The organism is Synechococcus sp. PROS-U-1, assembly GCF_014279755.1.
Classification (GTDB): Bacteria; Cyanobacteriota; Cyanobacteriia; order PCC-6307; family Cyanobiaceae; genus Parasynechococcus.
This window is the reverse complement of record NZ_CP047951.1, coordinates 950,446-976,411: the sequence shown is the minus strand read 5'-3', so window position 1 is coordinate 976,411 and position 25,966 is coordinate 950,446. Positions and strand designations below refer to the sequence as shown.

General features: G+C 59.0%; 27 protein-coding genes and 1 tRNA gene. 16 read left to right on the top strand and 12 right to left on the bottom strand.

The genetic code is table 11. The annotated features are described in order from the left end of the window. The first annotated feature begins 4 nt into the window (after positions 1-4). The 3 genes from SynPROSU1_RS05225 to SynPROSU1_RS05215 are packed head-to-tail and all read left to right on the top strand — an operon-like array spanning position 5 to position 3,804. Positions 5-1,693 carry a cbb3-type cytochrome c oxidase subunit I gene (locus SynPROSU1_RS05225; RefSeq protein ID WP_115023575.1) on the top strand — a complete coding sequence of 563 codons (1,689 nt, stop codon included), beginning with the start codon at positions 5-7 and terminating at the stop codon, positions 1,691-1,693. A gap of 4 nt (positions 1,694-1,697) precedes the next feature. Continuing rightward, on the top strand, positions 1,698-2,294 hold the full coding sequence (locus SynPROSU1_RS05220) for a heme-copper oxidase subunit III (RefSeq protein ID WP_186571828.1): 597 nt from the start codon (positions 1,698-1,700) through the stop codon (positions 2,292-2,294). Positions 2,295-2,298: 4 nt separating this feature from the next. Beyond that, complete coding sequence (locus SynPROSU1_RS05215; RefSeq protein ID WP_186571826.1) at positions 2,299-3,804, top strand: GMC oxidoreductase; 1,506 nt, start codon at positions 2,299-2,301, stop codon at positions 3,802-3,804. Between the two features lie 15 nt (positions 3,805-3,819). On the opposite strand, the gene gorA is transcribed toward SynPROSU1_RS05215, so the two are convergent. After that, positions 3,820-5,178 carry a glutathione-disulfide reductase gene (gorA, locus tag SynPROSU1_RS05210; RefSeq protein ID WP_186571825.1) on the bottom strand — a complete coding sequence of 453 codons (1,359 nt, stop codon included), beginning with the start codon at positions 5,176-5,178 and terminating at the stop codon, positions 3,820-3,822. Positions 5,179-5,323: 145 nt separating this feature from the next. On the opposite strand from gorA, the gene SynPROSU1_RS05205 reads away from it, so the two are divergent. From SynPROSU1_RS05205 to SynPROSU1_RS05195, 3 genes are read left to right on the top strand one after another with little or no spacing between them, the layout of a single operon-like run. After that, positions 5,324-5,569: a hypothetical protein gene (locus tag SynPROSU1_RS05205; RefSeq protein WP_186571823.1), complete on the top strand. Its 246-nt coding sequence runs from the start codon at positions 5,324-5,326 to the stop codon at positions 5,567-5,569. After that, positions 5,544-6,776: a glutathione S-transferase family protein gene (locus SynPROSU1_RS05200; protein ID WP_186571822.1), complete on the top strand. Its 1,233-nt coding sequence runs from the start codon at positions 5,544-5,546 to the stop codon at positions 6,774-6,776. The genes SynPROSU1_RS05205 and SynPROSU1_RS05200 overlap by 26 nt, the downstream gene beginning before the upstream one ends. 23 nt (positions 6,777-6,799) lie before the next feature. Then, positions 6,800-7,468, top strand: coding sequence for a ParB-like protein (locus SynPROSU1_RS05195; protein WP_186571820.1), 669 nt, complete (start codon positions 6,800-6,802; stop codon positions 7,466-7,468). On the opposite strand, the gene dnaA is transcribed toward SynPROSU1_RS05195, so the two are convergent. Then, positions 7,469-8,866 (bottom strand): chromosomal replication initiator protein DnaA, encoded by a 1,398-nt coding sequence (gene dnaA / locus SynPROSU1_RS05190; protein ID WP_186572259.1) that lies wholly within the window; start codon positions 8,864-8,866, stop codon positions 7,469-7,471. Positions 8,867-8,949: 83 nt separating this feature from the next. Here dnaA and SynPROSU1_RS05185 point away from each other — a divergent pair, with 83 nt between their 5' ends. Genes SynPROSU1_RS05185 through SynPROSU1_RS05175 form a run of 3 tightly spaced genes read left to right on the top strand, consistent with a single transcriptional unit; the run spans position 8,950 to position 11,397 of the window. After that, a complete protein-coding gene (locus tag SynPROSU1_RS05185) occupies positions 8,950-10,077 on the top strand; it encodes a trypsin-like peptidase domain-containing protein (protein ID WP_186571818.1) in 1,128 nt (375 codons plus the stop codon). Between the two features lies 1 nt (position 10,078). Beyond that, positions 10,079-10,720, top strand: a complete 642-nt coding sequence (locus SynPROSU1_RS05180; protein WP_255444808.1) for a TIGR04282 family arsenosugar biosynthesis glycosyltransferase — start codon at positions 10,079-10,081, stop codon at positions 10,718-10,720. After that, a complete protein-coding gene (locus SynPROSU1_RS05175) occupies positions 10,708-11,397 on the top strand; it encodes a TIGR04283 family arsenosugar biosynthesis glycosyltransferase (RefSeq protein ID WP_186571816.1) in 690 nt (229 codons plus the stop codon). Before SynPROSU1_RS05180 ends, SynPROSU1_RS05175 begins: the two co-directional genes overlap by 13 nt. A 9-nt stretch (positions 11,398-11,406) precedes the next feature. On the opposite strand, the gene SynPROSU1_RS05170 is transcribed toward SynPROSU1_RS05175, so the two are convergent. Genes SynPROSU1_RS05170 through hisG form a run of 3 tightly spaced genes read right to left on the bottom strand, consistent with a single transcriptional unit; the run spans position 11,407 to position 14,341 of the window. Then, on the bottom strand, positions 11,407-11,910 hold the full coding sequence (locus tag SynPROSU1_RS05170; protein ID WP_186572257.1) for a GNAT family N-acetyltransferase: 504 nt from the start codon (positions 11,908-11,910) through the stop codon (positions 11,407-11,409). Then, a complete protein-coding gene (locus SynPROSU1_RS05165) occupies positions 11,910-13,688 on the bottom strand; it encodes an ABC transporter ATP-binding protein (protein WP_186571814.1) in 1,779 nt (592 codons plus the stop codon). The genes SynPROSU1_RS05170 and SynPROSU1_RS05165 overlap by 1 nt, the downstream gene beginning before the upstream one ends. Then, positions 13,688-14,341 carry an ATP phosphoribosyltransferase gene (gene hisG, locus SynPROSU1_RS05160; protein ID WP_186571812.1) on the bottom strand — a complete coding sequence of 218 codons (654 nt, stop codon included), beginning with the start codon at positions 14,339-14,341 and terminating at the stop codon, positions 13,688-13,690. The genes SynPROSU1_RS05165 and hisG overlap by 1 nt, the downstream gene beginning before the upstream one ends. Before the next feature lie 40 nt (positions 14,342-14,381). Here hisG and gloB point away from each other — a divergent pair, with 40 nt between their 5' ends. The 7 genes from gloB (at position 14,382) to SynPROSU1_RS05125 (ending at position 19,144) form a co-directional block, all read left to right on the top strand. Next, positions 14,382-15,131, top strand: coding sequence for a hydroxyacylglutathione hydrolase (gene gloB / locus SynPROSU1_RS05155; protein WP_186571807.1), 750 nt, complete (start codon positions 14,382-14,384; stop codon positions 15,129-15,131). A 63-nt stretch (positions 15,132-15,194) separates the two neighbouring features. Then, positions 15,195-15,587 carry a RidA family protein gene (locus SynPROSU1_RS05150; RefSeq protein WP_186571806.1) on the top strand — a complete coding sequence of 131 codons (393 nt, stop codon included), beginning with the start codon at positions 15,195-15,197 and terminating at the stop codon, positions 15,585-15,587. 45 nt (positions 15,588-15,632) lie between these two features. Then, on the top strand, positions 15,633-15,860 hold the full coding sequence (locus SynPROSU1_RS05145; protein WP_115023604.1) for a DUF3136 domain-containing protein: 228 nt from the start codon (positions 15,633-15,635) through the stop codon (positions 15,858-15,860). Between the two features lie 98 nt (positions 15,861-15,958). Next, a complete protein-coding gene (locus SynPROSU1_RS05140) occupies positions 15,959-16,132 on the top strand; it encodes a hypothetical protein (RefSeq protein WP_186571805.1) in 174 nt (57 codons plus the stop codon). Between the two features lie 42 nt (positions 16,133-16,174). Then, positions 16,175-16,381: a hypothetical protein gene (locus SynPROSU1_RS05135; protein WP_186572441.1), complete on the top strand. Its 207-nt coding sequence runs from the start codon at positions 16,175-16,177 to the stop codon at positions 16,379-16,381. 456 nt (positions 16,382-16,837) lie between these two features. Next, entirely contained in the window at positions 16,838-18,226 is a 1,389-nt protein-coding gene (locus SynPROSU1_RS05130; RefSeq protein WP_186572256.1) for a PhoH family protein, read from the top strand. A gap of 30 nt (positions 18,227-18,256) precedes the next feature. Continuing rightward, positions 18,257-19,144, top strand: a complete 888-nt coding sequence (locus tag SynPROSU1_RS05125; protein WP_255444807.1) for an LOG family protein — start codon at positions 18,257-18,259, stop codon at positions 19,142-19,144. A 1,222-nt stretch (positions 19,145-20,366) separates the two neighbouring features. Here the strand turns inward: SynPROSU1_RS05125 and SynPROSU1_RS05115 are convergent. The 7 genes from SynPROSU1_RS05115 to SynPROSU1_RS05085 form a co-directional block, all read right to left on the bottom strand. Then, positions 20,367-20,439: transfer RNA gene (locus SynPROSU1_RS05115), tRNA-Ala, on the bottom strand. Positions 20,440-20,500: 61 nt separating this feature from the next. Next, complete coding sequence (gene lexA / locus SynPROSU1_RS05110; protein WP_186571803.1) at positions 20,501-21,124, bottom strand: transcriptional repressor LexA; 624 nt, start codon at positions 21,122-21,124, stop codon at positions 20,501-20,503. A 66-nt stretch (positions 21,125-21,190) separates the two neighbouring features. Next, a complete protein-coding gene (locus SynPROSU1_RS05105; RefSeq protein WP_186571802.1) occupies positions 21,191-21,415 on the bottom strand; it encodes a hypothetical protein in 225 nt (74 codons plus the stop codon). A gap of 11 nt (positions 21,416-21,426) precedes the next feature. After that, positions 21,427-21,735, bottom strand: a complete 309-nt coding sequence (locus SynPROSU1_RS05100) for a hypothetical protein (protein WP_186571801.1) — start codon at positions 21,733-21,735, stop codon at positions 21,427-21,429. 5 nt (positions 21,736-21,740) lie between these two features. Then, positions 21,741-22,697: an ornithine carbamoyltransferase gene (gene argF, locus SynPROSU1_RS05095; RefSeq protein ID WP_186571800.1), complete on the bottom strand. Its 957-nt coding sequence runs from the start codon at positions 22,695-22,697 to the stop codon at positions 21,741-21,743. A 45-nt stretch (positions 22,698-22,742) separates the two neighbouring features. Further along, on the bottom strand, positions 22,743-24,617 hold the full coding sequence (gene ftsH, locus SynPROSU1_RS05090; protein WP_186571798.1) for an ATP-dependent zinc metalloprotease FtsH: 1,875 nt from the start codon (positions 24,615-24,617) through the stop codon (positions 22,743-22,745). Between the two features lie 72 nt (positions 24,618-24,689). Further along, positions 24,690-25,943, bottom strand: coding sequence for a glycosyltransferase 61 family protein (locus SynPROSU1_RS05085; RefSeq protein ID WP_186571792.1), 1,254 nt, complete (start codon positions 25,941-25,943; stop codon positions 24,690-24,692). Positions 25,944-25,966 lie beyond the last annotated feature (23 nt).

Here is a 25,966-nt window from a genome sequence, read left to right as displayed (position 1 = left end):
CGCCATGACATCCACGAACTACGACCCGCGCATCCTCAAGGCCCCCCACCCGGTCCCGGGTGCACCGGACAACTGGAAGCGCTTCTTCAGCTTCAACACCGATGCCAAGGTGATCGGCATCCAATACATCGCCACGTCGTTGTTCTTCCTTTTGGTGGGAGGCCTGCTGGCGATGATCGTGCGGGGTGAACTGATCACACCGCCCGCGGATCTGGTGGATCCGAGCGTCTACAACGGCCTCTACACCATGCACGGAACAGTGATGCTGTTCCTGTTCCTGTTTCCGATCCTCAATGGCTTCAACAACCTGTTGATCCCCACGATGATCGGCGCGCCAGACATGGCGTTTCCGAAGCTCAATGCGGCCGCTTTTTGGCTGGTGCCCGTGTTTGCCGCGGTGCTGATGGGCAGCTTCTTCGCACCCGGTGGGCCGGCGTCATCGGGATGGTGGTCATACCCACCGATGAGTCTGCAGAACCCTCTGGGGCACTTCATCAATGGTGAATTCCTCTGGATCCTTGCTGTGGCCCTGTCGGGCATCTCCTCGATCATGGGTGCCGTCAATTTCGTGACGACGATCATCCGGATGAGGGCGCCCGGCATGGGCTTTTTCAAGATGCCGGTGTTTGTCTGGACCGCTTGGGCCGCCCAGACCATCCAACTGGTGGGGCTGCCAGCCCTCACCGGTGGTGCGGTGATGCTGCTGTTCGACCTCAGCTTCGGCACCAGCTTTTTCCGCCCTGAAGGCGGCGGTGATCCGGTGCTGTTTCAACACTTCTTCTGGTTCTATTCCCACCCAGCGGTGTACGTGCTGGTGTTGCCGGTGTTCGGCATCTTCTCCGAACTGTTCCCTGTGTATGCCCGCAAGCCACTGTTCGGCTACCGATTCGTGGCGATCGCCTCCTTCGGCATCACCTTCCTCAGCCTGATCGTGTGGGCGCACCACATGTTCTATACCGGCACGCCGAACTGGATGCGCCATATCTTCATGTTCACCACGATGCTGATCGCCGTTCCCACCGGAGTGAAGGTGTTCGCCTGGCTCGGAACGCTCTGGCAGGGCAATCTGCGCCTGAACACTCCGATGCTGTTCTGCCTGGGTGGCTTGTTTAACTTCATCTTCGCCGGGATCACCGGCGTGATGCTGGCCACCGTGCCGATCGATATTCACGTGGGCAACACCTACTTCGTGGTGGCCCACTTCCACTACGTGATCTTCAACACAATCGGCTTCGGGGTCTTCGCCGGGATTTACCACTGGTTCCCCAAATTCACGGGCCGGATGTACTACGAGGGCTTAGGCAAAGTGCACTTCGTGCTCACCTTCATCGGGGCCACCCTCAACTGGTTGCCCTTGCACTGGGCCGGGCTGCTGGGGATGCCGCGCCGGGTCGCGTCCTACGACCCTGAATTCGCGATCTGGAACGTGCTCGGCAGCATCGGTGCCTTCATGCTCGGCGTCGCCTCCATCCCCTTCATTCTCAACATGGTGAGCTCCTGGGCCCGGGGTCCGCAGGCTCCCCCCAACCCCTGGAGAGCCATCGGCCTGGAATGGCTGCTGCCCTCACCGCCACCGGCCGAAAACTTCGAAGACGACATCCCCACCGTGATCAGTGAGCCCTACGGCTACGGCCTCGGGCACCCCCTCGTTGAGGACGAGGAGTTCTACGTGCGCCGTTCCCAGGAGGCCTGAACCGATGACCAGTGTCAATCCCGACCTGCCCATGAATCACACCCCAGGCCATGTGAAGCACGACGGCCACAACATGACCGGCTTTGTGATTTTCCTCTGCTCTGAGAGCGTCATCTTCCTCGCTTTCTTCGCCGGCTACGCGGTGTTGAAGCTCACAGCTCCGCAGTGGCTGCCGGACGGCGTGGAGGGGTTGGAGGTGCGCATGCCCCTGATCAACAGCGTGGTCTTGGTGAGCTCAAGTTTCGTGGCTTATGTCGCTGAGCGATTTCTGCACAAGGGCAACCTCTGGGGCTTCCGCGCGGTCTGGCTGCTCACCATGACCATGGGCTCCTACTTCGTTTACGGCCAATACCTGGAGTGGTCCGAACTCAGTTTCAGCCTCAGCACAGGTGTGTTCGGAGGATTGTTCTATCTGCTCACGGGATTTCACGGTCTGCACGTGATCACCGGGATCCTGCTGATGGGGTTGATGTTGGCGCGGTCTTTCATCCCAGGGAACTACGACAAAGGCGAGATGGGCGTCGCTGCGGTGAGCCTGTTCTGGCACTTCGTCGACGTGATCTGGATTCTTCTCTTCCTTCTGATCTACGTCTGGCAGTAACTCCATGATCATCGACGACAACCACTACGACGTCATCGTCATCGGCAGCGGTGCCGGGGGTGGCACCCTGGCCGGGGCTTTGAGCCGCAAAGGCAAGAACGTGCTGGTGCTGGAACGCGGCGGGGCGATGGCCCTCGAAGACCAGAACGTCGCCGACGTGGATTTGTTCCGCAAGGATCGGTATCACCCCAAGAGTGAGCGCTGGTTCGGACCCGACGGCGATCCCTTTGCACCGCAAACCACCTACGCACGGGGAGGCAACACCAAGATCTGGGGGGCGGTATTGGAACGCATGCGCGAACAGGATTTCAACGAAGTAGCCCTTCAGGACGGAGTATCGCCGGCGTGGCCCTTGGATTACGCCGAACTGGCGCCGTACTACGAGCAGGCCGAGACCCTCTACAGGGTTCACGGCAAAGCAGGCGTTGACCCCTGCGAGCCCCAGCGCAGCTCAGGCTATGAGCGTGCACCCAAACCGGTGGAACCCTTTCTGGAACCCCTGCGTTCCGCTCTCCAACGCCAAGGCTGCCAGCCCTACGACATGCCGATCAGCTGGTCAGACGACCGGGACGATCCCAGCGGCGATTCCCAGTTGTTTGGACTGCAGGTGGGTGATCCCGAAAGGCTCACCGTGCGTGACAACGCCCGCGTCCTGCGCCTGCATGTGAATCCAGGTGGCAGAGCCATCCGCGGCGTGGAAGCTGAGGTGAACGGCGATGCCTGGCTGTTCAGTGCCGATGTCGTGGTCATTGCCGCCGGTGCCATCAACACGCCGGCCATCCTGATGCGCTCGGACAATGCTCACCATCCCAAGGGCATCGGCAACGGATCGGATCAGGTGGGGCGGAATCTGATGAATCTGCAGCTCACCTCAATTCTGCAGCTGGCCACAGAGCGCAACAGCGGCCGCTACGGACGCTCCCTGGGAATCAACGACTACTACTGGGGAGACAAGAACGTCAGTTTTCCACTGGGGCACATTCAAGCCGCCGGTGGCGTTCTTCAGGATGCACTGTTCGCCGAGTCACCACCGGTGCTGTCCCTGGTGACCAAGCTGATCCCCGACTTCGGCCTCGAGCGGCTGGCCTCCCGCTCGGTGGCCTGGTGGGCCATGACGGAGGTGCGTCCAGATCCCCACAACAAGGTGTGGCTCAACAACGAACAGATCCGGATCAACTACATCCCCAACAACCGGGAAGCCCATGATCGCCTTGTGTACCGCTGGATCGACACGCTGAAAGCCGTGGAGAGCGATCCGTTGACCAAAGTCGTTTTAAAGGCACCTACCCATGCGCGCGGAGAAGCTCCCTTGAGTGTCGTGGGCTACAGCTGCGGCACCTGTCGCATGGGCGAGGACCCATCCAACGCGGTGGTGGACCCCAACGGCAAATGCCATGAACTGGAGAACCTCTACATCGCCGACAGCAGCATTTTTCCCAGTTGCCCAAGCATTGGCCCCGGGCTGACGGTGATCGCCCTGGCACTGCGGCTGGCCGATCACCTGGCCTGATTGGGGCACCGTTGCTTACATCGTCACGAACTCCTCTGAAACGGAGGGATGCAACGCCATGGTGCGATCGAAATCAGCTTTGGTGGCGCCCATCCCAACGGCAATGGCGGCCATCTGAATGATCTCCGCCGCATGCTCGCCAACCATGTGGCACCCCAGCACCCGATCGGTCTGCTTCTCCACCACCAACTTCAGTAGGCAACGGGGGCCGGAGCCTGGCAGCGCCCGCGCCATTGAACGGAAGCGGGCGCGATGAACAACAACGCCTTCCTCGCCATAGCGTTCCGTCGCCTGCTCTTCAGACAAGCCAACGGTCGCCAGCTCTGGATCACTGAACACGGCACTGGCCACCAGGTCGTGGTCGACTTGCCGCGGACGCGAACCAAACACACTGTCGGCAAAAGCACGACCTTCATCAATGGCGACAGGCGTGAGGTTGACCCGGTCGGTGACATCGCCGACGGCATGAATGTGCGCGACCGAGGTGCAGGAGTTGTCATCCACCCTGATTCGCCCGTTGTCCACAGCCACGCCGGCAGCCTCCAGACCCAGATCCGCAAGCCAGGGGCGACGACCGGTGGCCATCAACACCCCTCCACAATTCAGGGACTGACTGTTCCCCAGTTGCGCGATCAACGCACCGGGAGTCCCCTCCACGGCCACCACCGTCTGGCCCAGCAGCACCTCAATGCCCTGGTCACGCATCCCGTTCAAGACAGCATCCGCCAACTCCGCATCAAACCCGCGCAGAAGACGGGGGCCGCGCACCACCTGGGTGACCGCCACACCGAGGCCTCGCAGGATGCAGGCGAATTCACAGGCGATGAATCCTGCGCCGACCACCACCACGGTCGCAGGGACATCCTCAAGCTGGAACATGTCATCACTCACCCAAGTTTTTTCAATCCCTGGGATCTCAGGCCGTGCCGGACGGCCACCCACTGCCACCAGAAAACGGGTTGCTGAAAGCTCCGTCTGAACGGGCCCACCGCGTTGATTGGAGATACCGATGCGATCCGCTGCCGTGAAGCGGCCCCAACCGGAGATCAGCTGAACGCCGGCCTTCTCCAGAAATCCAAGGTGGAGCGCATTCAGCCGATCCACCTCGGCGCGCACGCGCCGCAACAGGTCAGGCACATCGGAGCGCACCGATTGGATGTGCAGCCCATAGGCCGATGCATCCGCCAGTTGATGCCGAGCCTGGGCGCCGTACACCAAAAGCTTCTTGGGAACACAGCCGCGGATCACGCAGGTCCCCCCGACACGATCTCCCTCCACGATCGCGACGCGGGCTCCATGGCTGGCAGCGCGTTTTGCAGCGGCAAGCCCACCGGAGCCCGCCCCAAGAACAATCAGATCCAAATCAGTGCCCATGACAGCGGTTTGCTTCCCTCCATTCTTCTTCCGATGGGGGTGACCGAGACGACGGGCATATTCGTAAAGATGGCGTTATGGTCCGGGGAAGAGGGCCGTAGAAGCCCAAGACGAATCGGTCGTATTTCAACCGCGTCCTTAAACAATGAACCGTTCTTCCAAGCGCCGCAGGCAGTCGCCTGAACCTGAGCTGCGGATCAAGCGATCGCAACGCCGCGAAATCGTGATGATGATCACCAGCGACGACATGAAGCTGCGGCTCAAACAGCTTGCTGACCAGGGCCGCCAAGAGGACTGTCTGGCGCTGATGCACGAGCTGGGCGACTGGCAGTCCTATGGACGGAGAACGCTTGCACCAATCCTGCATGCCCCCTTCATCGGAATCAGCTGAACCACTGCGTTGGTCGGAACTGACCAGACTGGCGAAGGCGGAACCGAATCGGATTGAAGGGCCGACCAATGCCCAGGCCACCTTGCGCTTGTTTGGGCAGCCTGAATCCAGCCTGATGGTCACGCTGTACCGCGACCATCACGCCTGGTGCCCTTATTGCCAAAAAATATGGCTCTGGCTCGAGTTCAAGCGAATCCCTTATCGGATCCGCAAAGTCACCATGCGGTGCTACGGACCCAAGGAACCGTGGTTCCTGGAGAAAGTTCCCTCAGGAATGTTGCCGGCCCTGGATCTGCACGGAAAGTTGATCACGGAGAGCGACGACATCCTGCTGGCCCTCGAGCAGCAATTCGGCCCCCTCGGCATGGCGATGACGACGCCGGAGGCTCTTGAACTCCGCCGTCTTGAACGTCTGCTGTTTCAGGCCTGGTGCATCTGGCTGTGTTCACCACGGCTGAGCCCGAGACAACAGGGCCTCGCCCGAGAGCAGTTTCAAGGGGTTGCCCAGCGCTTCGAAAGCGAGCTGAATCGAGTGGAAGGCCCATGGCTGCGGGGTCCGGAGCCGCAAACCGTGGATCTGATCTTCGTTCCCTACGTGGAACGAATGAATGCCTCGCTGGCCTACTACAAGGGATATCGGCTGAGGGCTGAACATCCAGCCATTGACCGCTGGTTCCGGGCTCTAGAACAACTGGAGACCTACCGCGGCACCCAAAGCGACTTTCACACCCATGCCCACGACCTTCCTCCTCAGATGGGCGGCTGCTGGTCGGACGATGGAGCAGAAGCGCAACGCCTGGCCGAACAGATCGACCGAGGCGATGGCCTTGGTGAGGACGAGGGCTGCTGGGATGGAGTGAATCCAACCGATCAGGCCGCCATCGCCCTCGGCCGGGTCCTCCGTCATCAGCAGCGGCTGCGGGAGGTCAATCCGATGGGTGCTGAAGCCTTTGACCAGCCCCTGCGCTGTGCACTGACCCAGTTGATCCGCAACACGCCCTGCCCTCCTCCATCTGGGAGTGCCGCCGGGCTCCGCTACCTGCGCGATCGAATTTCCGTTCCCAGGGACATGCCCCTGCCAGCGGCGCGTCTGCTGCGCCAGGCCCTTGAAACCACCGCGCAGCTGGACGGACCTGAGCAAGCCACCCCGCTCCCCGTGCGGGATCGCTTTGATCAGGATCCCCGACCCTTCATCAGTGGGTCATAGTGCGGGGGCGTCAAAGCTGAGTCGTGCCCCTGCGGCTGCCCGCCTACCACCCGATTCCGGCCCCCGACCAGAAGGCCGAACTGATCGAGGTGTCAGCGGCACAGTTGCAGCCAACCCAATGGTGTGTGGGACTGGCTGAGATCTGGTCGCGCGAGAGGGATTTCGCCCAAGACACACGCCAGCAGCGTCTCGCCTACCTGCGCGGCAAACCCGTACCCCTGATCCGCTCTGCCGATGGCGCCATGTGGATGCTGGATCGTCACCATCGCCTGCGGGGCCTGATCGGCATTGATCCCGGGGCCACCACCTGGGCTTACGTGGTGCAGGAGATCCCGACAGCAGAGAGACATGCTGTGTTGTCGTTTCTGCAAAGCCAGGGGTGGCTTTATCTCTACGACGGTCGGGGCAACGGCCCCCGCCCAGCCGATCAGCTGCCCACCAGTCTGCTGGGTCTCGAGGACGATCCCTACCGGAGCCTGGTCTGGAAGCTCAAGCAAGAGGGATGGATCAAGCCACAGCCGCTGATCCCGTATCACGAATTTCGTTGGGCCGCCTGGCTGCGCAGCCGCCCCCTGCCACCGTTCAGCTCGAAGCGGCTGGACCCGGCACTCGCGGCAGCACGCCAGCTGGTCTGCTCCGCGGCAGCCCAAGCGATGCCGGGCTGGAAAGGCAACAAGAAAGCCTGCCGCTGATCAGCGTTTCTTGCGGGAATCAATCTGAAGCAGATCCTTCACTTTCTGCACCTGACCCGCGAGCTGGGGGTCGGACGCCAGCTTTTTCTCCACCTGCTCAATCGCATACATCACTGTGGTGTGATCCTTTCCGCCAAAGTTGTCGCCGATCCTCGGCAGGCTGAGGTCGGTGCCCTGGCGCATGAGATACATCCCCACCTGCCGTGCCTGACTCACGGCGCGGCGACGGGTGCTGCTGCACATTTCCTCAGCCGTGACATTAAACACCTCGGACACCTTGTCAATCACCTGCTGCGGTGTGACCTCCACCCCCTGACCGGTGGGGTCCAGCATCGGCGCCACGGATTCAACGGTCATCGGCAAGCCCGTGATCGAGGCAAAAGCCACCGCCCGGGTCAGGGCCCCCTCCAACTCGCGGATGTTCGAGGTGAAGCGACCAGCGATGTACTGAATCAGATCACGGGGCAGAGACATGCGTTCCTGCTCCGCTTTCTTCTGAAGAATCGCCATGCGGGTCTCCAGATCAGGCGACTGAATGTCAGCGATGAGCCCCATCTGGAAACGGGAGATCAGCCGCTGCTGCAAGCGCGGAATCTGGCTGGGGGGACGATCACTGGCGATCACCACCTGACGCCCAGCCTCGTGCAGGGCATTGAAGGTATGGAAGAACTCCTCCTGGGTGTACTCCTTGCCTTCGATGAATTGGATGTCATCCACGAGGATCAGATCGGCGGCGCGATAGCGATCGCGAAAGGCCTGCATGCCGTCCTTGCGGATGGCCTGAATCAAGTCGTTGGTGAAGGTCTCGGTGGAGACGTAGGCCACCCGAGCCCCGGGATCAATTTCAAGCCGGTAGTGACCGATGGCTTGCATCAGGTGGGTTTTTCCCAGGCCCACACCACCGCAGATGAACAGGGGATTGAACTCCCGGCCTGGCGCTTCGGCCACGGCCAGAGCGGCCGCATGGGCCATCCGGCTGTTGGGGCCGACCACAAAGCGGCCAAACACGTAGCGGGGGTTGAGCCCGGGCAGGTAGCGCCGTGGAGAGCCGCTCCGAGCCGGAGCCGCCACCGACTCCTGGGCGGCTGGCGGCGGAGCCGCATCCCCGGCGGCTGAAGCCTCATCACTGGTGTCCGGCACGGGCAAGGCGGTTTCCGCCAGGACCGTCACGTGAACAGGCTGACCGCTGATGCTGCTAGCCATCTCCGCAATCGTGGGAAGCAGCTGCTCCCGCAGACGCACGCTGGCGAAGGGATTGGGAGCCAGAAGCTTCAGCTCCCCATTGGCAAAGCCGCGGCAACCCGTCGGGCGAATGAAGGTCTCAAAGGTGGGCTTGCTCAGCTTGGCTTGCAACCCATCCCGCACCTTGATCCAGAGCTCTTCGCCCGTCTGCACCAAAACCGCCATTCGCCCGAGCGCCGAATCTACGCATGCCGATCCGCTCAGTCCGTCTTAAATGCATCAGCACACATCTCGTCGTGATGCCCAACGCCCAGCATTGGTTCGCCATCGCCCTGGCCGGAAGCGCACTCTCCGGTTGCAGCCTGGTGAGAGACCAGCTGGGCCTGACGCCCAAGCCACCGGTGACACCACCTCCCGTGGTGCACGATCAGCCCCGCAGCGCTCCGCTGCAACCGGGAGACAACGTGATCGTGAAGGCGGTGGACCGTGTCGGACCTGCCGTGGTGCGGATCGATGTGGTGAAAGAGGTGAACAACCCCTTCGGCGGGATCTTTGGCATGGGGCCGTCCAGCCAGCGTCAGCAGGGCCAAGGATCCGGCTTCATCACCCGGGGTAGCGGTCTGATCTTCACCAACGAGCACGTCGTGCGAGGAGCCGATCAGGTGGCGGTGACCCTTCCGGACGGACGAAGCTTCAAGGGCAAGGTGCTTGGTACGGACCCCCTCACGGATGTGGCTGTGGTCAAAGTTGTGGCTGACAACCTCCCAGTGGCGGCCCTGGGCAACTCCGATCAGCTCAGGCCAGGGGAATGGGCCATTGCCATCGGCAACCCGTTCGGCCTCAACAACACCGTGACCGCCGGCATCATCAGCGCGGTCGGCCGGCTGAATGCGATCAGTGAAGGCCAGCGGGTTCCCTACATCCAGACCGATGCGGCGGTGAATCCCGGCAACAGCGGCGGTCCCCTGATCAATGCAGCTGGTCAGGTGATTGGCATCAACACAGCGATCCGCACCGCGCCTGGAGGCGGCTTGAGTTTTGCCGTTCCCATCAACCTGGCCAAGCGCATCGCGCAGCAGATTGTGAGCACAGGCCAGGCCTCCCATCCCTTCATCGGAGTGCAGCTGATGGACCTCACCCCGCAGCTGGCTCGCGAGATCAACGCCACCAACAGCGCCTGTACGGTTCCCGAAGTGAATGGCGTCCTGGTGAAGGATGTGGTGAGCGGCACGCCGGCAGCCACCGCTGGAATCCGCCAGTGTGACTTGATTCTGAAGGTGGAGAACAAATCGGTTCAGACGCCCACCGAGGTGCAACTCGCCGTGGACCGCGGCCAGGTGGGTGAACCGATGGAGCTCACCCTCCAACGCGATGGAGAGGAGCTGATCGTGGAGGTGCGCCCTCGGGAACTGCCCCGGAACAACTGAGATGCTGCAGATCATCGTGATGGCCCGCTGGCCATCACCGGGCCGATGCAAACGCCGTTTAGCCCGCGATCTCCGCAACACGCTGGGCTTGCCCAACAGCAGCGAACGCGCCACGCGGATCCAGACGCGTCTGACCCAGCACACCTCAGCTGTGGTGCGCGGCCTCGCCGACGCGATGGCGTTCGAGCCAGTGCTGGCGGTGAGCGGCCTCGGGCCCAGCGCAGCGGAACGCTGGAGGCAGCAGCTGGGGCTTCCGCTCGTGCGGCTGCAGGGGAGAGGGCAACTCGGCACACGATTGCGGCGGCAGTTGATGCACGGCCATCGCTTTGGCATGCCCTCCCTTGTGATCGGAACAGATCTGCCCGAACTCAATTCCGATGACTTGAAGCAGGCCATCGAGCAGTTGGAACACCACGACTTGGTGCTGGGGCCAGCCTCGGATGGGGGCTACTGGTTGCTGGGGATCGGGGGGAACCTGATCCGCAGCCCGCAGCACTGGCCGCTGAATGGCATTCCCTGGGGAGGACCGTCGGTGCTGGAGGAGACGCTGACAGCTGCCAGAGCGCATCAGCTCTCCAGCACTCTCCTGCCCAGGCGGAATGATCTGGATCACTGGAGCGATCTGAGTCCATGGCAGGGCTGAGCGTTGTGATTCCGACCCTGGAGGAGGCCAGCAGGCTGCCGTTGCTGCTTGCGGATCTTCAGTGCTGGCCAGGGGAGTTGGAGATCGTCGTCTCTGACGGCGGAAGCGCGGATCAGACCCGCCACGTGGCTCACCTGGCGGGTGCAACCGTGCTGGAAAGCCCAACGTCAGGACGGGGTCCCCAACTGCGCTGGGGCATTGACCACAGCTGTCATGCCTGGGTGCTGGTGCTGCATGCCGACAGCCGACTCCCCGGCAACTGGCACCACAGGGTGGAGCAGATGTTGAGAACGTCGGACGCCCGCTTCAGTGCCTGGGCCTTCGACTTCAAAGTGGATAAGGAGGCGCGCCCGATGCTGTGGCTGCTGGAGCGGATGGTGAACCTGCGCAGTCGGTGGCTGCAGCGTCCCTACGGAGACCAAGGGCTGTTAATTCACCGTGAGCTGTATCAGCGCATCGGCGGCTACCGGCCCCTGGCTCTGATGGAAGACCTGGACCTGATGGAACGCCTCAGCAAGGTTGCGACCATTCGCTCATTGAACTGTGCCCTGCTGACGAGCGCTGCGCGCTGGCAGCATCGGAGTGTGCTGATGCAGGCCTGGCGCAACGCTCGGCTGCGGTGGCTGTGGCGTCAAGGACGATCAACGGATCAGCTGTTGCGGATCTATCAGCGCTAGATAATTCGCTCAGCTGGCGTACCAGAAGGCACAGCGATGGCCCTGAGGCTCCAGATTCCAACCCTGGCCTTGATAGAAGTTCACGACACCAGGGTCAGCGAACAAGCTGACGCGCTCCGTGCCCATCTGATCGAGAGCGTCGAGGATGTAGGACATCATCTGTTTGCCCAGACCATTTCCCTGGTAGAGGGGGTGCACGGCAACATCCCAGACGGTGGCTTCGAACACACCATCGCCGGTGCAACGCGCAAAACCCACCAACCGGGGGATCCTGGGATCGTGACGCCACAGGCCCACCTTGAGCAGGCTGTGGGTGAGCGCTTTGCGCACCCGGCGAATGGGCCGTCGACTCCAGCCAACCGCCTCCAGCAGTTGCTCGAGCTCCACCAGATCAAAGGGATACTCCTGGCTGAACACCAAGGTGAGCTGTTCATTGGCACAGGGGCAGAGACGAGCCCCCTGGCCGTACTGCTGCAGTAGGGGTTCTGCTGGGATGGGCAGGGAGGAGCCAATCACAGGCGCGCCAACCCCCGCTCCTGCAGCTCTGCGAGCTGTGCATAGAGCCCACCTCGAGCCCTGAGCTCATGATGGGTGCCCTGTTCAATCAGTTCACCCCGACGCAGCACAAGGATGCGATCGGAGGCTTCCACCGTGGCCAAGCGATGGGCAATCACGATGGCGGTGCGCTTCTGCAACAGACGGTCAAGATCGGCCTGGAGTGTTGCCTCGGTTGAGGGATCCATGAAGGCGGTGGCCTCATCCATCACCAACACCGTTGGATTGCGGATCGCCACACGGGCCACGGCCAGCAATTGCCGTTCTCCTGACGAGAGATTGCCGCCACGCTCGCGCAATTCCGTCTCCAGCCCCTTGGGAAGTCGGGACAACAGATCGTTGAGCCCGAGATCAGCACAAACCTGAACAAGCTCCTGATCACTCACCGCAGCATTAAGCCGCAGATTGTCAGCCACATTGCCGCTGAACAGGAAGGTGTCTTGCAGCACGACCCCCAGTTCACGGCGGAGATCGGCCATCGGGATCGTGCGAATGTCACGTCCATCCAGAAGGATGCGCCCCTGCTGAGGTTCATACAGGCGGCACAACAAACGAATGATGGTGCTCTTGCCCGACCCCGTGGGGCCCACCAGCGCCACATGCTCTCCAGGAGCGATGCGGAAGGAAAGGTTGCGGAGGATCGGATCATCCGGACGGTAGGCAAAGCTCACGTTCTCAAAGATCACTTCGCCGCCACCGCCAGCAACGTGAGGACGCGCACCGTCTGCCTCAGCAATCTCGAGGGGCTCCTCCATCAACTCGCCAATGCGTTCCACAGCCGTTAGGCCACCCTGAATCTGGGTGAAACGCTCGGCCAGCTGACGCAGAGGGTCGAACAGTCGCTGGGAGGCAAGGATGAAGGTGGTGAGGGTGCCCAAGCCCATTGCGCCATTGGTCACCATCAAGCCGCCAAGGGCCAGAACCAGGGCAATGGCGGCCAGAGCCACCCATTCCAAAAAGGCTGAGATGCTGCTGTCGTAGAAGATCGTTCCGTTCACAGCGCTGCGGTAATCCTTTCCGGTGCGCAGGAAGCGGGCACTGTTGACCGTTTCACGGCCATACATCTGAACCACCTCAAGGCCCTGGAGGTTCTCTTGGAAGTCGGCATTGAGCTGCGAAAGCTCTTCACGAACGCGATAGTTGGCCTTTCGGTAGCGACGCTGCAGCCAAATCACGGCCAGGGTGACGGGCACCTGCGTGAACAACAGCAGCAGCCCCAGCCTCCACTCGATGAACAACATCGTTGAAGCCAGCACCAGCAGGCTCACCAGATCACTGAGCACTCCCACGGCACCACTTGCAAACACCTCAGCCAGGGCATCCACATCACTGGTGAGCCGTGTGAGCAACTTGCCCACCGGCATGCGGTCGTGGAAGCGCAGCGACAGAGACAGGGAATGTTCGAAGAGGTCGTCGCGGATGCGCGCGGTGAGACGTTGACCGACGGCCTGGATGCTGAAGGTCTGCACACCCTGCAGGCCGAGCCGCAGCAACACCGAGACGAAATAGAGCCCGATGATGACGCGAATCGATTCGGAAAGACTCAACCCCGACAGCCAAGGGAGACTCGGCTCTCCACGCAGGACGCTGACGGCCTGCCCCAGCAGCACGGGCTGCAGAGCTCCGGCAAAAGCCAAGGGAACCAGCAACAGCAGGGCGACCAGAAGCCGCCTGCGATCTCGAACGAGATAACGGCCCAGACGACGGACCCTGCGCCAGTCCGCGACAGCTCCCATCAGCTGGAGCTCCCGACGGGTGTTCCTGCTGCGCGGATCGCTTCCACGATGGAGGCCAGGGGGCCGTTGTCCAGGCGAACGGACAGGGGGTGCCCCACCAGTCGAGCCGTCGACTGGAAGAGGTCTTCGATAGCGACCAAGCCGTTGTCCCGCAGGGTTCGACCGGTCGCGACCAGATCCACAATCGCCTCCGACATCCCTGTGATCGGCCCCAGCTCCACCGAACCATTGAGGTGCACCAACTCGACGGGAAGATCGAGTGCATCGAAATATTCCCGGGCGCAGTGGGTGAATTTGCTGGCCACCCGGCAATGGGGCGGCAGATCAGCAGCACGGGTGTAACCACTGCTCTCCTGAACCGCCACGGACATGCGGCATCCTCCAAAGCCAAGATCCACCAGTTGGGCGACGGGGAGCTGATGCTCCTTGAGCACGTCGTATCCCACCACGCCCAGTTGGGCCTGGCCGTAGGCCACATAAGTGGGCACATCACCATTGCGAACCAACAGGGCCCGGGCACGTCCGCAGGGGGTGGGCACCATGAGCTGGCGATTGTTCTTGTCGAGAACTGCTGAGAAATCCAGGCCGGCTGCTGCAAATCGGGCGACCGAATCCTTAAGCAGCGCTCCCTTGGCCAACGCGACGGTGATCATGGGTCCAGCGCTGACCGGTTAACCAGGCAGGACTTTAACGATGCATTCCTCACTTCATGCCCTGCCGGTGCTGCAGGACAACGTGATCTGGGTCTGGGTGAGGGGAGCAGAGGCCGTGGTGATCGACCCCGCCATGGCCTCTCCGGTGCGTGACTGGCTGGAGCAACGCCAGTTGAACCTGGTCGCTGTGCTCCAGACCCATCACCATGCCGACCACATCGGTGGAACACCGGAGCTGCTGAAGCGATGGCCCAAAGCCGAGGTCATGGCATCCAGAGATGACCGGGAGCGGATTCCTTTCCAGACCATGCCGGTGCGGGATGGTGACCGGATCACCGTGTTGGGGGTACAGGTGGATGTACTGGATGTGGCCGCCCACACCAGGGCCCACATCGCTTTCTTCATCCCGAAGTCGCAGGACGCGGTCATGGGCCCTGTTTTGTTCTGCGGCGACACCTTGTTTGGGGCTGGCTGTGGCCGTCTCTTCGAAGGCACAGCCGAACAGATGCATCAGGCCTTACGGAAGCTGGCCGAACTCCCCGAGGAAACCAAGGTTTGTTGCGCCCACGAGTACACCGAGGCCAACCTGAAATGGGCTGTTGAGCAACGGCCTGACGAAACGGTGTTGGCCGACCGTTTGCGGGAGGTTCAGGCCCTTCGCTCCACAGGCGGCCTCAGCCTTCCCAGCAGCATCGGGTTGGAACGTCGCACCAACCTGTTCATGCAGGCCAAGACGGCCACGGAGTTAGGAGAACTGCGCAACCACAAGGATCAGTGGCGGCCGGCGTGACAGATCGCCAGAAACGGGATCGTCAACGGCGATGATCTGGTGATCGCTGTGAAGACTCTCCCCATGAGCGCCAAGGCCATTACCACCGAAGACGCACCTGCACCGGTTGGGCCCTACAACCAGGCCGTTCTTGCAGGCGAGTGGCTCTACTGCTCAGGGCAAATTCCGCTCGATCCAAGCACTGGCGAGATGGTGGGAAACGGTGATGTTGCCGCGGAAACCAAGCAGGTTCTGAAAAACATGGTCGCTGTGTTGAGCGAAGCCGGTGCTACCCCTGCTCAGGTGGTGCGCACCACGGTCTTCCTGGCGGACCTCGGTGACTTTCAAACCGTTAATGGCATTTACGCCGAGGTGTTTGGAAGCGGTGTCAGCCCTGCACGGGCCTGCGTTCAAGTGGCAGCGCTACCCAAGGGAGCACGGGTGGAAATCGACTGTGTCGCTTGGCTTGGGACCTGAGCCTGACCCACGGGGGCATAGGTTGGAAAAGGCTTCAGTGGTTCCATGCCTCAGGCGAAACTCACCATCGGTGAATTAGAGGCGGGCTATCCGATGTATTGCAAGGCACTGAGGCGTCTCCTCCAGCAGGGAAAAACAGCTCAAGACATTGAACGCACCGTCTGCTGGGGACATCTGGAAACGCTGAACCGCTGCCTTCCTACCCGCTACAAATCTCCCTCCTACCTGCTGGCCCTCATCCGCCGCGATCTGGAAAAGCCTCAGGAAACCTGAAACTGATCAACTCAGAGGGTTCCCATACACCACTAGGCGAACGCTTCATTTTCAAGCGAAATACACAGTTAAACCAGGGTGAGAAGCAAGGTCTAGGGATGACCCGCTGTATTTTCCGCAAGCAACAACGGCAGTTCAAGTTGACCCACTGTCTCGCCGTCGTCACGCTGTTGGTGGGGGCTGCCCTCTGCCTGGCAGAGCAGGCAGAGCTGAACCTCAACCCGCAAACGGGTCACCGCTTGCCCTTGATCAGTCGGCTTCACCGTCCTTGATCCAGACCTGCTTACAGCTCAAGGGAGCGTGACAATGCAGGAATGGAGATTGAACAGCTGGAGCAACTCGCCGCCGTGATCGTGACGGCAGGCCTGGTGGCAGGAAATTTCCTGTTGTTCACCCCCTGGCGCGATGGTCAGGATCCGAGACAACACCATCCTGAAAGCTTGTTGATCCACCAACACGCAAGAAGCGAGCAAACAGCGCACCTGAATCCAGACACCCATGCCCATAAGAAGGCCGATTAAAAGCGGGAGACCGAACGAATCACAATTTGAACATTTGAATAACAATCAAGAACAGACAAAAACCTGAGCAAGATTGCATCTCGAATAGATCTAAGAAACAAAAAGAATGGAGGCCAAGTCACCCACGTCAACAATCCACCATGGAGCACATCACTGCGAATGTTACGCAACAGGTTAAGTACCTATTGCGTTAAACCATGAAAGGAGTAGAGAAGATACAGCCGAGAGAGGAAAAATGAGGGACAGTATCAACAACAGCGCAACGACCTGGCTGGCTCGAAATCATCCCAACGACAAAAAGAACAAGTACCTGGGAACCTCCTTAAAAGAGAAACTGAAAGGCAAGGCCTAAGCATCCCAAACACTCACGACTGGGAGCGAGTTTTGAAACTTGCTTGAATGAATAACAGAAGAATTAAATCTACATTCGACATAAAGCAAACAAGCAAAAGTCAAATGAAAGAGAAAATTGTCGTTCTAGACACCAACGTGCTTCTACACGACCCAGATGCACCAAAGCGTTTTGGGGATCTGAGAGTTGTGATCCCAATGCAGGTTATCGAAGAGATCGATCGATTCAAAAAAGATCACTCTGAGAGGGGAAGGAATGCCCGACGAGTTGCCAGACTCCTGGATGCGTACCGCCGGCGGGGAAGCCTGGCCGATGGCGTTGCGATCGAGGGCAACACCAATGGAATTCTGCAGGTGGTGTTCTGTCAGGCAAATGCCCTGAAAGACTTACCCGTCGAGCTGCAGGGAGGAGGAGGAGACAACAACATCCTCGCGGTAGCGCTCGAGCAGAGCCAATGCAGCGGACTCAAAGATGCACCGGAAGTTGTCCTCATTAGCAAAGACATCAATCTAAGAATCAAAGCAGATGCTGTAGGGCTCCAGGCTGAGGACTACATCAACGACAACGTCTCAATCGACAACCTCTACACAGGCTTCCGTGAACTCAACGCGGATGCTGAAACGATGAAGACACTGCTTGACGAAGATCAACTCTCCATCGCGTCATTAGGAACTATTGAGGGAGAGCAACTCACACCCAATGAAGGCGTCGTGATGGTGGATCAACAAAACAACAGCCACACACTGCTTACCCGGCTTCAAGGGACCAGTAAAACCCTCAAACCGCTGCACTGGCTGAAGCGATCCCACTTAGGGCGCATCAAAGCGAGAAACCGGGAACAAAGTTTTTCCCTTGACTTACTTCTCGATCCATCAATCGCCCTTGTGACCTTGGTTGGCAAGGCAGGGACGGGAAAAACCATGCTGGCCCTTGCAGCGGGTTTGCACCAGGTCGCCGATACCCACCAATACACACGGCTGTTGGTGACGCGTCCTCCGATATCACTCGGGAAAGACATTGGCTACCTGCCCGGCACACTTGAGGAGAAGCTCGGCCCCTGGATGAAGCCGATCATTGACAACATTGACTTCATCACCGGCGCCGCTCCTGGCGACAAGTCTGACCAGACGAAGAGACAGAAGAACCGAGAACCACGCAACGCCTGGGCTGACCTTCAAGGAATGGGCTTACTGGAGGTTGAAGCCATCAACACGATTCGGGGCCGCTCGATTCCAAATCAGTTCCTTGTGGTGGATGAGGCTCAAAACCTGACTCCATTGGAAGTGAAGACGATCGTCACTCGGGTTGGAGAAGGAACAAAAGTTGTTTTCACGGGTGATCCGTATCAAATCGACAACCCCTATGTCGACGCTGAATGCAACGGGCTCACATGGCTGGTCGACAAGCTCAAAGATCAGCCCCTGGTGGGTCACATGACCCTCACGAAAGGGGAGCGAAGTGAACTAGCAGAACTGGCAGCCAACATTCTCTGAATCATGAAAACAAACCCGGAGTATCAACACATGGCTCAAGTCGCTGATCAAGTCAACACTCAAACATCAAATCTGGACGCGATTCTGAAATCACCCACCTACAGGATTGCGCACGAAGACCCAACGTTGCTGAACAGCAACGCCATGCGAGGGGTGCGCATGCTTCTTGAAATCACCAAACCTGATCTGGGTCTAGAAACAGCCGGCATTGAATCGACCATTATTGTTTTTGGTGGAGCCAGAATCGTTGATAGAGAAACTGCAGCACAGAGATTGAAAGAAGCAGAAAAATGCTTAAGCAAAAATCCAAAGTCAACAGCCTTAAAGAGGAAGGTCATTCATCATCAACATTTACTGGAACTGTCTCGTTTTTACGATTCAGCCCAAAAATTCGCCTTTCTAGCCTCTCAGCACGGCCAAGCAAACAGTGATCAAAACAACGGGTGCTCATCACATGTGATCGTGACCGGCGGTGGGCCAGGAATCATGGAAGCGGCAAATCGTGGCGCGTTCGAAGCAGGATGCCGATCAATTGGGCTCAACATCTCGCTACCATTTGAACAACACCCCAATCCCTACATCACACCAGAGCTTTGCTTTAAGTTCAACTATTTCTCTCTTCGAAAATTTCATTTTGTCATGCGCTCTGTTGGAGCTATTCTCTTTCCAGGTGGCTTTGGCACACTCGACGAACTCTTCGAACTTCTGACCTTACGGCAAGTTGGAACAAAAGGAAGCATGCCAATCGTCCTATTCGGACAGAACTTCTGGACGCGACTGGTGGATTTTGAATACCTAACAGAAACCGGCTTGATTTCAGACGATGACTTGGAACTCATTCATTTTTCTGACACCGCAGAGGAGGCCTGGGAGTACATACGAAGCCACACGGAAGCAGGACAAAAAATCCCTGAATAGGAGGATTCCAAGGAGAAATGATCAGCTTTGATATGCACAACCAGTCGACCAATCGCGCCAAAGTGGCATGAGATCACAAGACAAAAATCAAAGGCAGTAGTGGAGCCCGATTTCGTGACCTTACTCCAAAGCCTCCAACGGACTATTCAAAAATCCGACGTTATCGCGTTCTCCAGTCGCAACTTGCATGGCCAATCGGTGGAGTGAGGCTGTTTTTCTCAATTTGTATTGCCGATACCGCAAAGTTTCCGCAAGATGGGATGGAACAAGCAACCGGCTTGAATCATTCATAGTGACCTTTACATTTCAAATAATTTATCGGAGGCAATTGCAAACCGCGGATCTCGTCATCGAGCTTCATCCGAGTAGCCAAAACTACAACTTTTCTGTATTCGCCTGAACCATCCAGTTGACATTGCTTGATTCAACAAGATCCATGCGCATAGGCATTGATGGCATGTCACCAAAAGGTGGCCGAAAGGATATTCATGAGAGGTCCATAATCTCCGCTAGGGAATCGAAGCGGTGCTATTGCTTAAATTCAATTAAACAGCGGACATAGAGCATCCCAACTCACGAGGGAGGCATGCTTCCGTCCTTGAAATCTTGAGCAAGCTTTCTGATCATGCAAAAGCTGCGCTAACTCACAGAAGACCATTCGCACAACAATGATCTACTTAAAGGCCAGACGGCCTCCAGAGAGCGAGTTGTGAACAAGATCTGAAGCGTAACGCCGACCTGCATTCTGGGCTTCACGCACACTTTTGAAATTGCCCACAAAATCATATTGATCTCCATCAATTGTGGCCGCAACCGCATAGAGCCGGTCCGCAACTTTGCGAACCGTCCAGTGAAGAAAGCAAGCCTGTGATTTCTGCAAAGTAGCCACACCCAACTCCATCAAACATGGGGGCACTTAAGCAGCTTTTCCAAGGAGACAATGACGTTGCTACATATTACTAAACTAGGTAATTATATTTCCTTAAGCTTTCTCTTCAGAAGTTTTCACCTGGATTTAAATCACCATGAGAAGCATGGAAAGCAGAGTGATACAAGCTCTTTAGGGCGTGCTGTCGTTGGCTGGCTTTCGTTGCCCGCGACCAATGGGGGCCTTGGGCGAGATCGCTGTGAGGCTCACGCGATTGAGCGTGAGCAGGCCTGCCGAAAGCGGCGTGAGGGTGCAATACATAGCCCGGCTTCCGCCGGGCTTTCTCTCATTCAATGGAGCCAAGGAGACTCGAACTCCTGACCCCCTGCATGCCATGCAGGTGCTCTACCAGCTGAGCTATGGCCCCATTACGACGTGGTGGCTTCAAAACCGCCGTTCGTCGTGTGACAGCTTACACCGCAAGGGCTTCAGACCTGACGCCAGACGGCAACAAGACGGCCCTGCACCTCCACCTGTTCAGCCGGAAGCTCAATCGGTTGATAAGCGGGATTGGCAGCTTCAAGAACCACCGTTGCTCCTTGGCGATGGAAGTGCTTGAGCGTGGTGCCGCTGCCGGCCACCAACGCGCTGACCACTGTTCCGTTGCGCAACCGCTGGGGATCGTGCACGGGCTCCATCAACACCACATCTCCGTCGGCGATGTGGGAATCGACCATCGAATCCCCATTCACCGTCAGCGCAAACAAGCCACGGGTCTCCAGCACCGGCGCTAAGTCGAGATGCTCCTGCACGTCATCAAAGGCCGTGACGAGACCACCAGCAGCAACAGCCCCCAGCACGGGAATCCCCGCGGCACCCACCATGTCTCCCAGCAGCTGCAGGGTGCGGGCCTGGCCTTCCTGCCAGGTGATCCATCCTTTCTGCTGGAGATGACGCAATCGGCTTTGGATGGGAGCGGGGGATCGCAGCCCCATCGCCTGCATCATCTGGCGAATCGATGGACTGTGACGGTGCGTGCCGATGTAATCCGCTAGCCAGTCGTAAAGCTCCTGCTGAGCAGTGGTGAGAGGCTCCTGAAGGGCACGGGTCACCGCGGAAAAGGTTCGGGCAATACATTTGTACCGTTCCTCGTCTTGCTACGCAACCGCTGGATTAGATCAAACCAGCTTCCATACCGCAGCGTCGGGGATGCTCGGCCCCACATTGAGATCTTTGGGTTCCTTGAAGACCACGCGCCATTCAGGGACCCGGCAGGTCACGTAACCGGGATGCTCGATTAACAACCCCGGTTCATCGGTTTGCGTCGCCACCCAGCCCGACATCCAATGCCCCTCCTCCGACAACCCCCCTTTGAACCAGACCCAGCACCGTTCCTTGCGCATCGCGAAGCTCTTCAGCGGTTTTTGTAGTTCTCAAGCTGTTGCGGGCAAGCAGCCATCAGATAACCCATCAATTGCCCAGTGATGCGGGCTTTCACCTGATCATTCGGTGCAGTGGGGATGTCCTCGTAGAGCATCGACGTGTCTTGCTCATACATGATTTTCAGCTCAGGGTCCGGCAACGCATAAAAGGCATCTACACCCATCTCGCAGATCTTTTCTCCGGTCCATCGGGCAATGGTGCTCTGCTGATCCTTGTTGGTCGCGTGCACCGCCGCCTCCGCGCTAGCGCTGACCAGCAACAGCGTTAGCAAATGCCGCATCACGGTCACAGACCACCCATCAACACCGCCAGCAGGGCCTGCTGCGCATGCAGACGGTTTTCTGCTTGATCGAAGATGCGGCTTGCTGCCCCCTCCATCACCTCAGGGCTGATTTCCTCACCGCGGTGGGCAGGCAGGCAGTGCAAAACAATCGCATCAGCAGACGCATGGTCCATCAGCGGTTGATCCACACAGAAGCCGGCAAAGGCCTGCTCCCGCTGCATCTGCTCGTCTTCCTGGCCCATCGAGGCCCATACGTCGGTGTAAACGGCCTGTGCGCCTGCAACAGCTTCACGGGGGTCTGTCACCACATCAATGGATGCCCCGTGCTGAGCCAGGGATCGGGCCTGCTCAAGAACTCCCGGCAAAGGCTCGAAACCCTCCGGACAGCCGATCCGCACATTCACCCCCAACAAGGCGCCGCACAGCATCAGGGAGTGGGCGACATTGTTCCCATCGCCCACATAGGCAAGGGTCTGACCGGGAAGATCACCATGGGCTTCCTGCATGGTGAGGAAGTCAGCCAAGGCCTGGCAGGGATGCTCTAGATCGGTCAGGGCATTGATCACTGGCACGGACGCCCAGTGGGCATAGTCCATCAGCTCCTGCTGAGCGAAGGTTCGGATCGCCAGCACGTCGCAGTAACGACTGAGGACGCGGGCCGTGTCTTCAAGAGGCTCTCCGCGTCCGAGCTGCGTCACAGAAGGGTTGAGGTCAACCGTCTGGCCGCCGAGGCGAGCCATCGCCACCTGAAAACTGACACGGGTTCGCGTGGACGCCTTACTGAAGATCAAACCCAGCACACGGTTGCCGAGATCAATCCGACGATCGCCGCTCTTCAGTTGTGCAGCCAGATCCAGCAGCGCCGCTGTTTCATCAGCGGAACAATCCGCTGATGACAGGAAATCACGCCCGCAAAGCGGAGACAGGACAGCAGCAACACCCGCAGAAGCGGTAGCCATCGCGACGGTTCAAAGGACTGTTATCGGGGATGAGGCCCGTTGCCGTCAAGCGGTCACGCCTGACGGCAACACACTCGCTTCGAGCATGTGCTTGAGGTCATCACCCTCGATGACCTCTTTTTCAAGGATCTTCTGGGCGATCGTCTCGAGCAACGCCATGTTCTCCCTAAGGATGGCAAGCGCATCATCGTGAGCCTGATCCACAAGCCCGCGAACCTCTTTATCAATGGCTTGGGCCGTGGCATCGCTCACAGACCGCCGTGGATTGTTGCCGCCTCCGAGGAAACGACCTCCCCCCTGCTTGTCGTAAGCGAGTGGACCAAGGGTGTCACTCATGCCGTAGGTGCCCACCATCTGCTCCGCCAGATCGGTGGCCCGCTGCAGGTCATTCGCAGCCCCTGTGGTGATCTTGCCGAACACAATCTCCTCCGCGGAGCGACCACCCAGCAGCGTTGCAATCTGACCCTGCAGTTCCTCCTTGGAATTGAGGAAACGCTCCTCTGTGGGCAGCTGCAACGTGTAACCGAGGGCACTCATGCCGCGCGGAACGATCGAGATCTTGGCAACTTTGCTGCCGCCTGGCATGAGGTGACCCACGATCGCGTGGCCCACTTCGTGATACGCGACCACCTTCTTCTCATCGTCCTGCAACACCCGGCTCTTTTTCTCCAATCCAGCCACCACCCGTTCGATCGCCTCTCCCAGGTCTTGCTGCTCGACGCTGGTGCGCATTGCACGAGCCGCCAGCAAGGCAGCTTCGTTCACCAGGTTGGCGAGATCAGCTCCAGCAAAACCGCTGGTGGCCTGAGCAACGCTGTCGAGGTCAACCCCCGGTGCCAACTTCACCTTCTTGGCATAGATCTCGAGGATGGTTTTCCGGCCCGAGAGATCCGGACGGTCGACCAACACCTGACGGTCGAAACGACCGGGACGCAGCAGAGCAGCATCCAGCACCTCAGGCTGGTTGGTGGCCGCCAGAACAATCACTGGCTTGTCCTGAGCGGTGAAACCATCCATCTCGGTGAGCAGCTGGTTGAGGGTCTGCTCCCGTTCGTCATTGCCTCCGACGACACCCATCGAGCCCGAACGGCTCTTGCCGATGGCATCGAGTTCGTCAATAAAAATGATGCAAGGCGCCTTCTTCTTCGCTTCTTCAAACAAATCCCGAACACGGGCGGCACCGGCACCAACAAAGAGTTCCACGAACTCCGAACCGGAAATGATGAAGAACGGCACCTCCGCTTCGCCAGCGACGGCCTTGGACAGGAGGGTCTTGCCAGTGCCAGGGGGGCCGACGAGCAACACCCCTTTTGGAATACGTGCCCCGATCTCGGCATAACGCTCTGGCCGCTTCAGGAAATCAACAATCTCCGTGAGTTCTTGCTTGGCCTCATCAACACCCGCCACATCAGCGAAGGTGATCCGCGACTCCTCATCGGGCACATACACCTTGGCTTTGCTCTTGGTGAAGCTCAAAGCTCCCTGCGCTCCACCACCCATCGAACGGCGGGCGAAGAACTGAAGCACCAGGATGAAGATCAAGGGGGGCACCACCCAGCTCAGAATGGTGGTGAAGATGTTGGGCTTCTTCGGGGGGGCTGCAGCAAATTCAACGCCCTTGGTCTCCAGGCGCTGAGGCAGATCCATGTCGAAAATCGGCGTGGTGGCCAGCACCGGAGGCGTGCCCTCTTCGGGATCACTCAGCTCGTAGCGGATCTGGTCCTGCGTGATGAACGCCCGCTTCACCGCACCGTCATTGACCTGGTCAATAAACAGCGAGTAAGGAACTCGAGGCACCTGCTGCATGCCATTGCTGGGAATGAAGCTGCTGAGCAACAGCAGCACCCCGAAGCCAATCAGCACCAGATTGATGATCCCGAAGCGACGGTTCGGCTGGTTGTCGTCCTGGCGGATCGGCATGGATGGCCTGAAAGTCTTGCCACGCTACGAGGGATCTCTCGCAACCAACGGGTGTGAGAACCGAACGGCTCATTAGTCGAAGTCGATGCCAAAGGACGGCATGGATCCCAATGGAGCCTCTGGTGGCAACAAGTGAATGTCATCTGCCAGAGGAATGGGACTACGACAGCTCCATCGCTGCCCTACAGCAGCAATCGAAACAGCGCGGTCCACATGTTCGGGGTGATGAACGAAGGGTGCATTCCAGTCCGTGACATCAGAGCCACTCCGATACAGCAACCAGAAGCGATGCTTAAAAGGAGCAAAGGTAGAAAACCATTTCGATGGGGCTTCGGGATCGAAATCTCCACAGAGCAGAACCACCACACATCCAAATGTGCGATTTAGAAACAGCTGATAAACGGCAGAACCGATAGCAGCCACAACGACCGCAACATCGCGATCGCACAACCGCTCCCGCAGACCCACTACGCCCAAGGTCTCAGGAGATAGTTGGTGATAAAAGTGTGTCCGCAAACCGGTGTAGAGGGCCTCTTCATTGGTCCATCGGTGATGACGCGATAACCGCTGACGGCTAAGCACATCTACATGCAAGCGCTCTTCGCAAGACACAATCTGGGGGGTCGGCGACTGCATCGAAAGACCTCGCAGTAGAGCCGCCGCCAATGCTGGCTGCACCCGCAGCAACCGCGCCTGAAGACTGTGCAGCCGGATCTCAGCACGGCCCAGCTCTGCGGAAACAGACGACGCAGGGGAAACCGGCAGGCAGTAGTTGCGGAGTTGGCTTACGCCAACTCCGTCCATTAAATCCACAGCCCATGGGGGCAGTGGCCGGCTCACCAAGAGGGGCAGAGACAACAACTCCGCAACCAAGAGCAACGGAAGCAACTCCACAACAAAATGGCCGAAATGGGTAGTGCAGTATTCATTGAACGGTCGCATCGGGACCAACACAGGCTGGTGATGCAAATGCGGAATCGACGCGGCAGGGAACCCAGGCCAGTTGATGTGCACACTTCGAGGACATTCACCAGAAAACTTAAAAAAAGCGTTGCGGGCATCCCGTCCATAAAAGTGATGCAGCTCCCGACGGTCCCTTGAACACAACCAGATCCAACGTTGCTCAGGGCTGAGCAAAAAATGCTTCTCCTCCTGGCCTGCGAACCAAACCCACTGCATCAGCAGGAGCTCGCAGGGATCACCGACAATCACTTCACCGCTGCATTGCAAGGATTCCGAAACCGTCGTGATCAGTCGAAGCGGCGTCAGACCAGTGAAATCAGGAACGCTGCACCAGCGTTGAGGCAATTTTGCGGAATAGGCCAAGCCAGAAGGAGATTTATCGAGGC

Coding starts and splice junctions, on each gene's coding strand:
- SynPROSU1_RS05135 (WP_186572441.1), top strand. CDS start 16,175: ATGGAGATTGAACAGCTGGAGCAACTCGCCGCCGTGATCGTGACGGCA.
- SynPROSU1_RS05145 (WP_115023604.1), top strand. CDS start 15,633: ATGCCTCAGGCGAAACTCACCATCGGTGAATTAGAGGCGGGCTATCCG.
- SynPROSU1_RS05175 (WP_186571816.1), top strand. CDS start 10,708: ATGGCAGGGCTGAGCGTTGTGATTCCGACCCTGGAGGAGGCCAGCAGG.
- SynPROSU1_RS05215 (WP_186571826.1), top strand. CDS start 2,299: ATGATCATCGACGACAACCACTACGACGTCATCGTCATCGGCAGCGGT.
- SynPROSU1_RS05150 (WP_186571806.1), top strand. CDS start 15,195: ATGAGCGCCAAGGCCATTACCACCGAAGACGCACCTGCACCGGTTGGG.
- SynPROSU1_RS05125 (WP_255444807.1), top strand. CDS start 18,257: ATGGCTCAAGTCGCTGATCAAGTCAACACTCAAACATCAAATCTGGAC.
- SynPROSU1_RS05130 (WP_186572256.1), top strand. CDS start 16,838: ATGAAAGAGAAAATTGTCGTTCTAGACACCAACGTGCTTCTACACGAC.
- SynPROSU1_RS05105 (WP_186571802.1), bottom strand. CDS start 21,415: ATGCGCAAGGAACGGTGCTGGGTCTGGTTCAAAGGGGGGTTGTCGGAG.
- SynPROSU1_RS05225 (WP_115023575.1), top strand. CDS start 5: ATGACATCCACGAACTACGACCCGCGCATCCTCAAGGCCCCCCACCCG.
- SynPROSU1_RS05140 (WP_186571805.1), top strand. CDS start 15,959: ATGACCCGCTGTATTTTCCGCAAGCAACAACGGCAGTTCAAGTTGACC.
- argF (WP_186571800.1), bottom strand. CDS start 22,697: ATGGCTACCGCTTCTGCGGGTGTTGCTGCTGTCCTGTCTCCGCTTTGC.
- SynPROSU1_RS05200 (WP_186571822.1), top strand. CDS start 5,544: ATGCCCCCTTCATCGGAATCAGCTGAACCACTGCGTTGGTCGGAACTG.
- SynPROSU1_RS05180 (WP_255444808.1), top strand. CDS start 10,079: ATGCTGCAGATCATCGTGATGGCCCGCTGGCCATCACCGGGCCGATGC.
- SynPROSU1_RS05100 (WP_186571801.1), bottom strand. CDS start 21,735: ATGCGGCATTTGCTAACGCTGTTGCTGGTCAGCGCTAGCGCGGAGGCG.
- gloB (WP_186571807.1), top strand. CDS start 14,382: ATGCATTCCTCACTTCATGCCCTGCCGGTGCTGCAGGACAACGTGATC.
- SynPROSU1_RS05165 (WP_186571814.1), bottom strand. CDS start 13,688: ATGGGAGCTGTCGCGGACTGGCGCAGGGTCCGTCGTCTGGGCCGTTAT.
- SynPROSU1_RS05185 (WP_186571818.1), top strand. CDS start 8,950: ATGCCCAACGCCCAGCATTGGTTCGCCATCGCCCTGGCCGGAAGCGCA.
- SynPROSU1_RS05205 (WP_186571823.1), top strand. CDS start 5,324: ATGAACCGTTCTTCCAAGCGCCGCAGGCAGTCGCCTGAACCTGAGCTG.
- ftsH (WP_186571798.1), bottom strand. CDS start 24,617: ATGCCGATCCGCCAGGACGACAACCAGCCGAACCGTCGCTTCGGGATC.
- SynPROSU1_RS05220 (WP_186571828.1), top strand. CDS start 1,698: ATGACCAGTGTCAATCCCGACCTGCCCATGAATCACACCCCAGGCCAT.
- gorA (WP_186571825.1), bottom strand. CDS start 5,178: ATGGGCACTGATTTGGATCTGATTGTTCTTGGGGCGGGCTCCGGTGGG.
- hisG (WP_186571812.1), bottom strand. CDS start 14,341: ATGATCACCGTCGCGTTGGCCAAGGGAGCGCTGCTTAAGGATTCGGTC.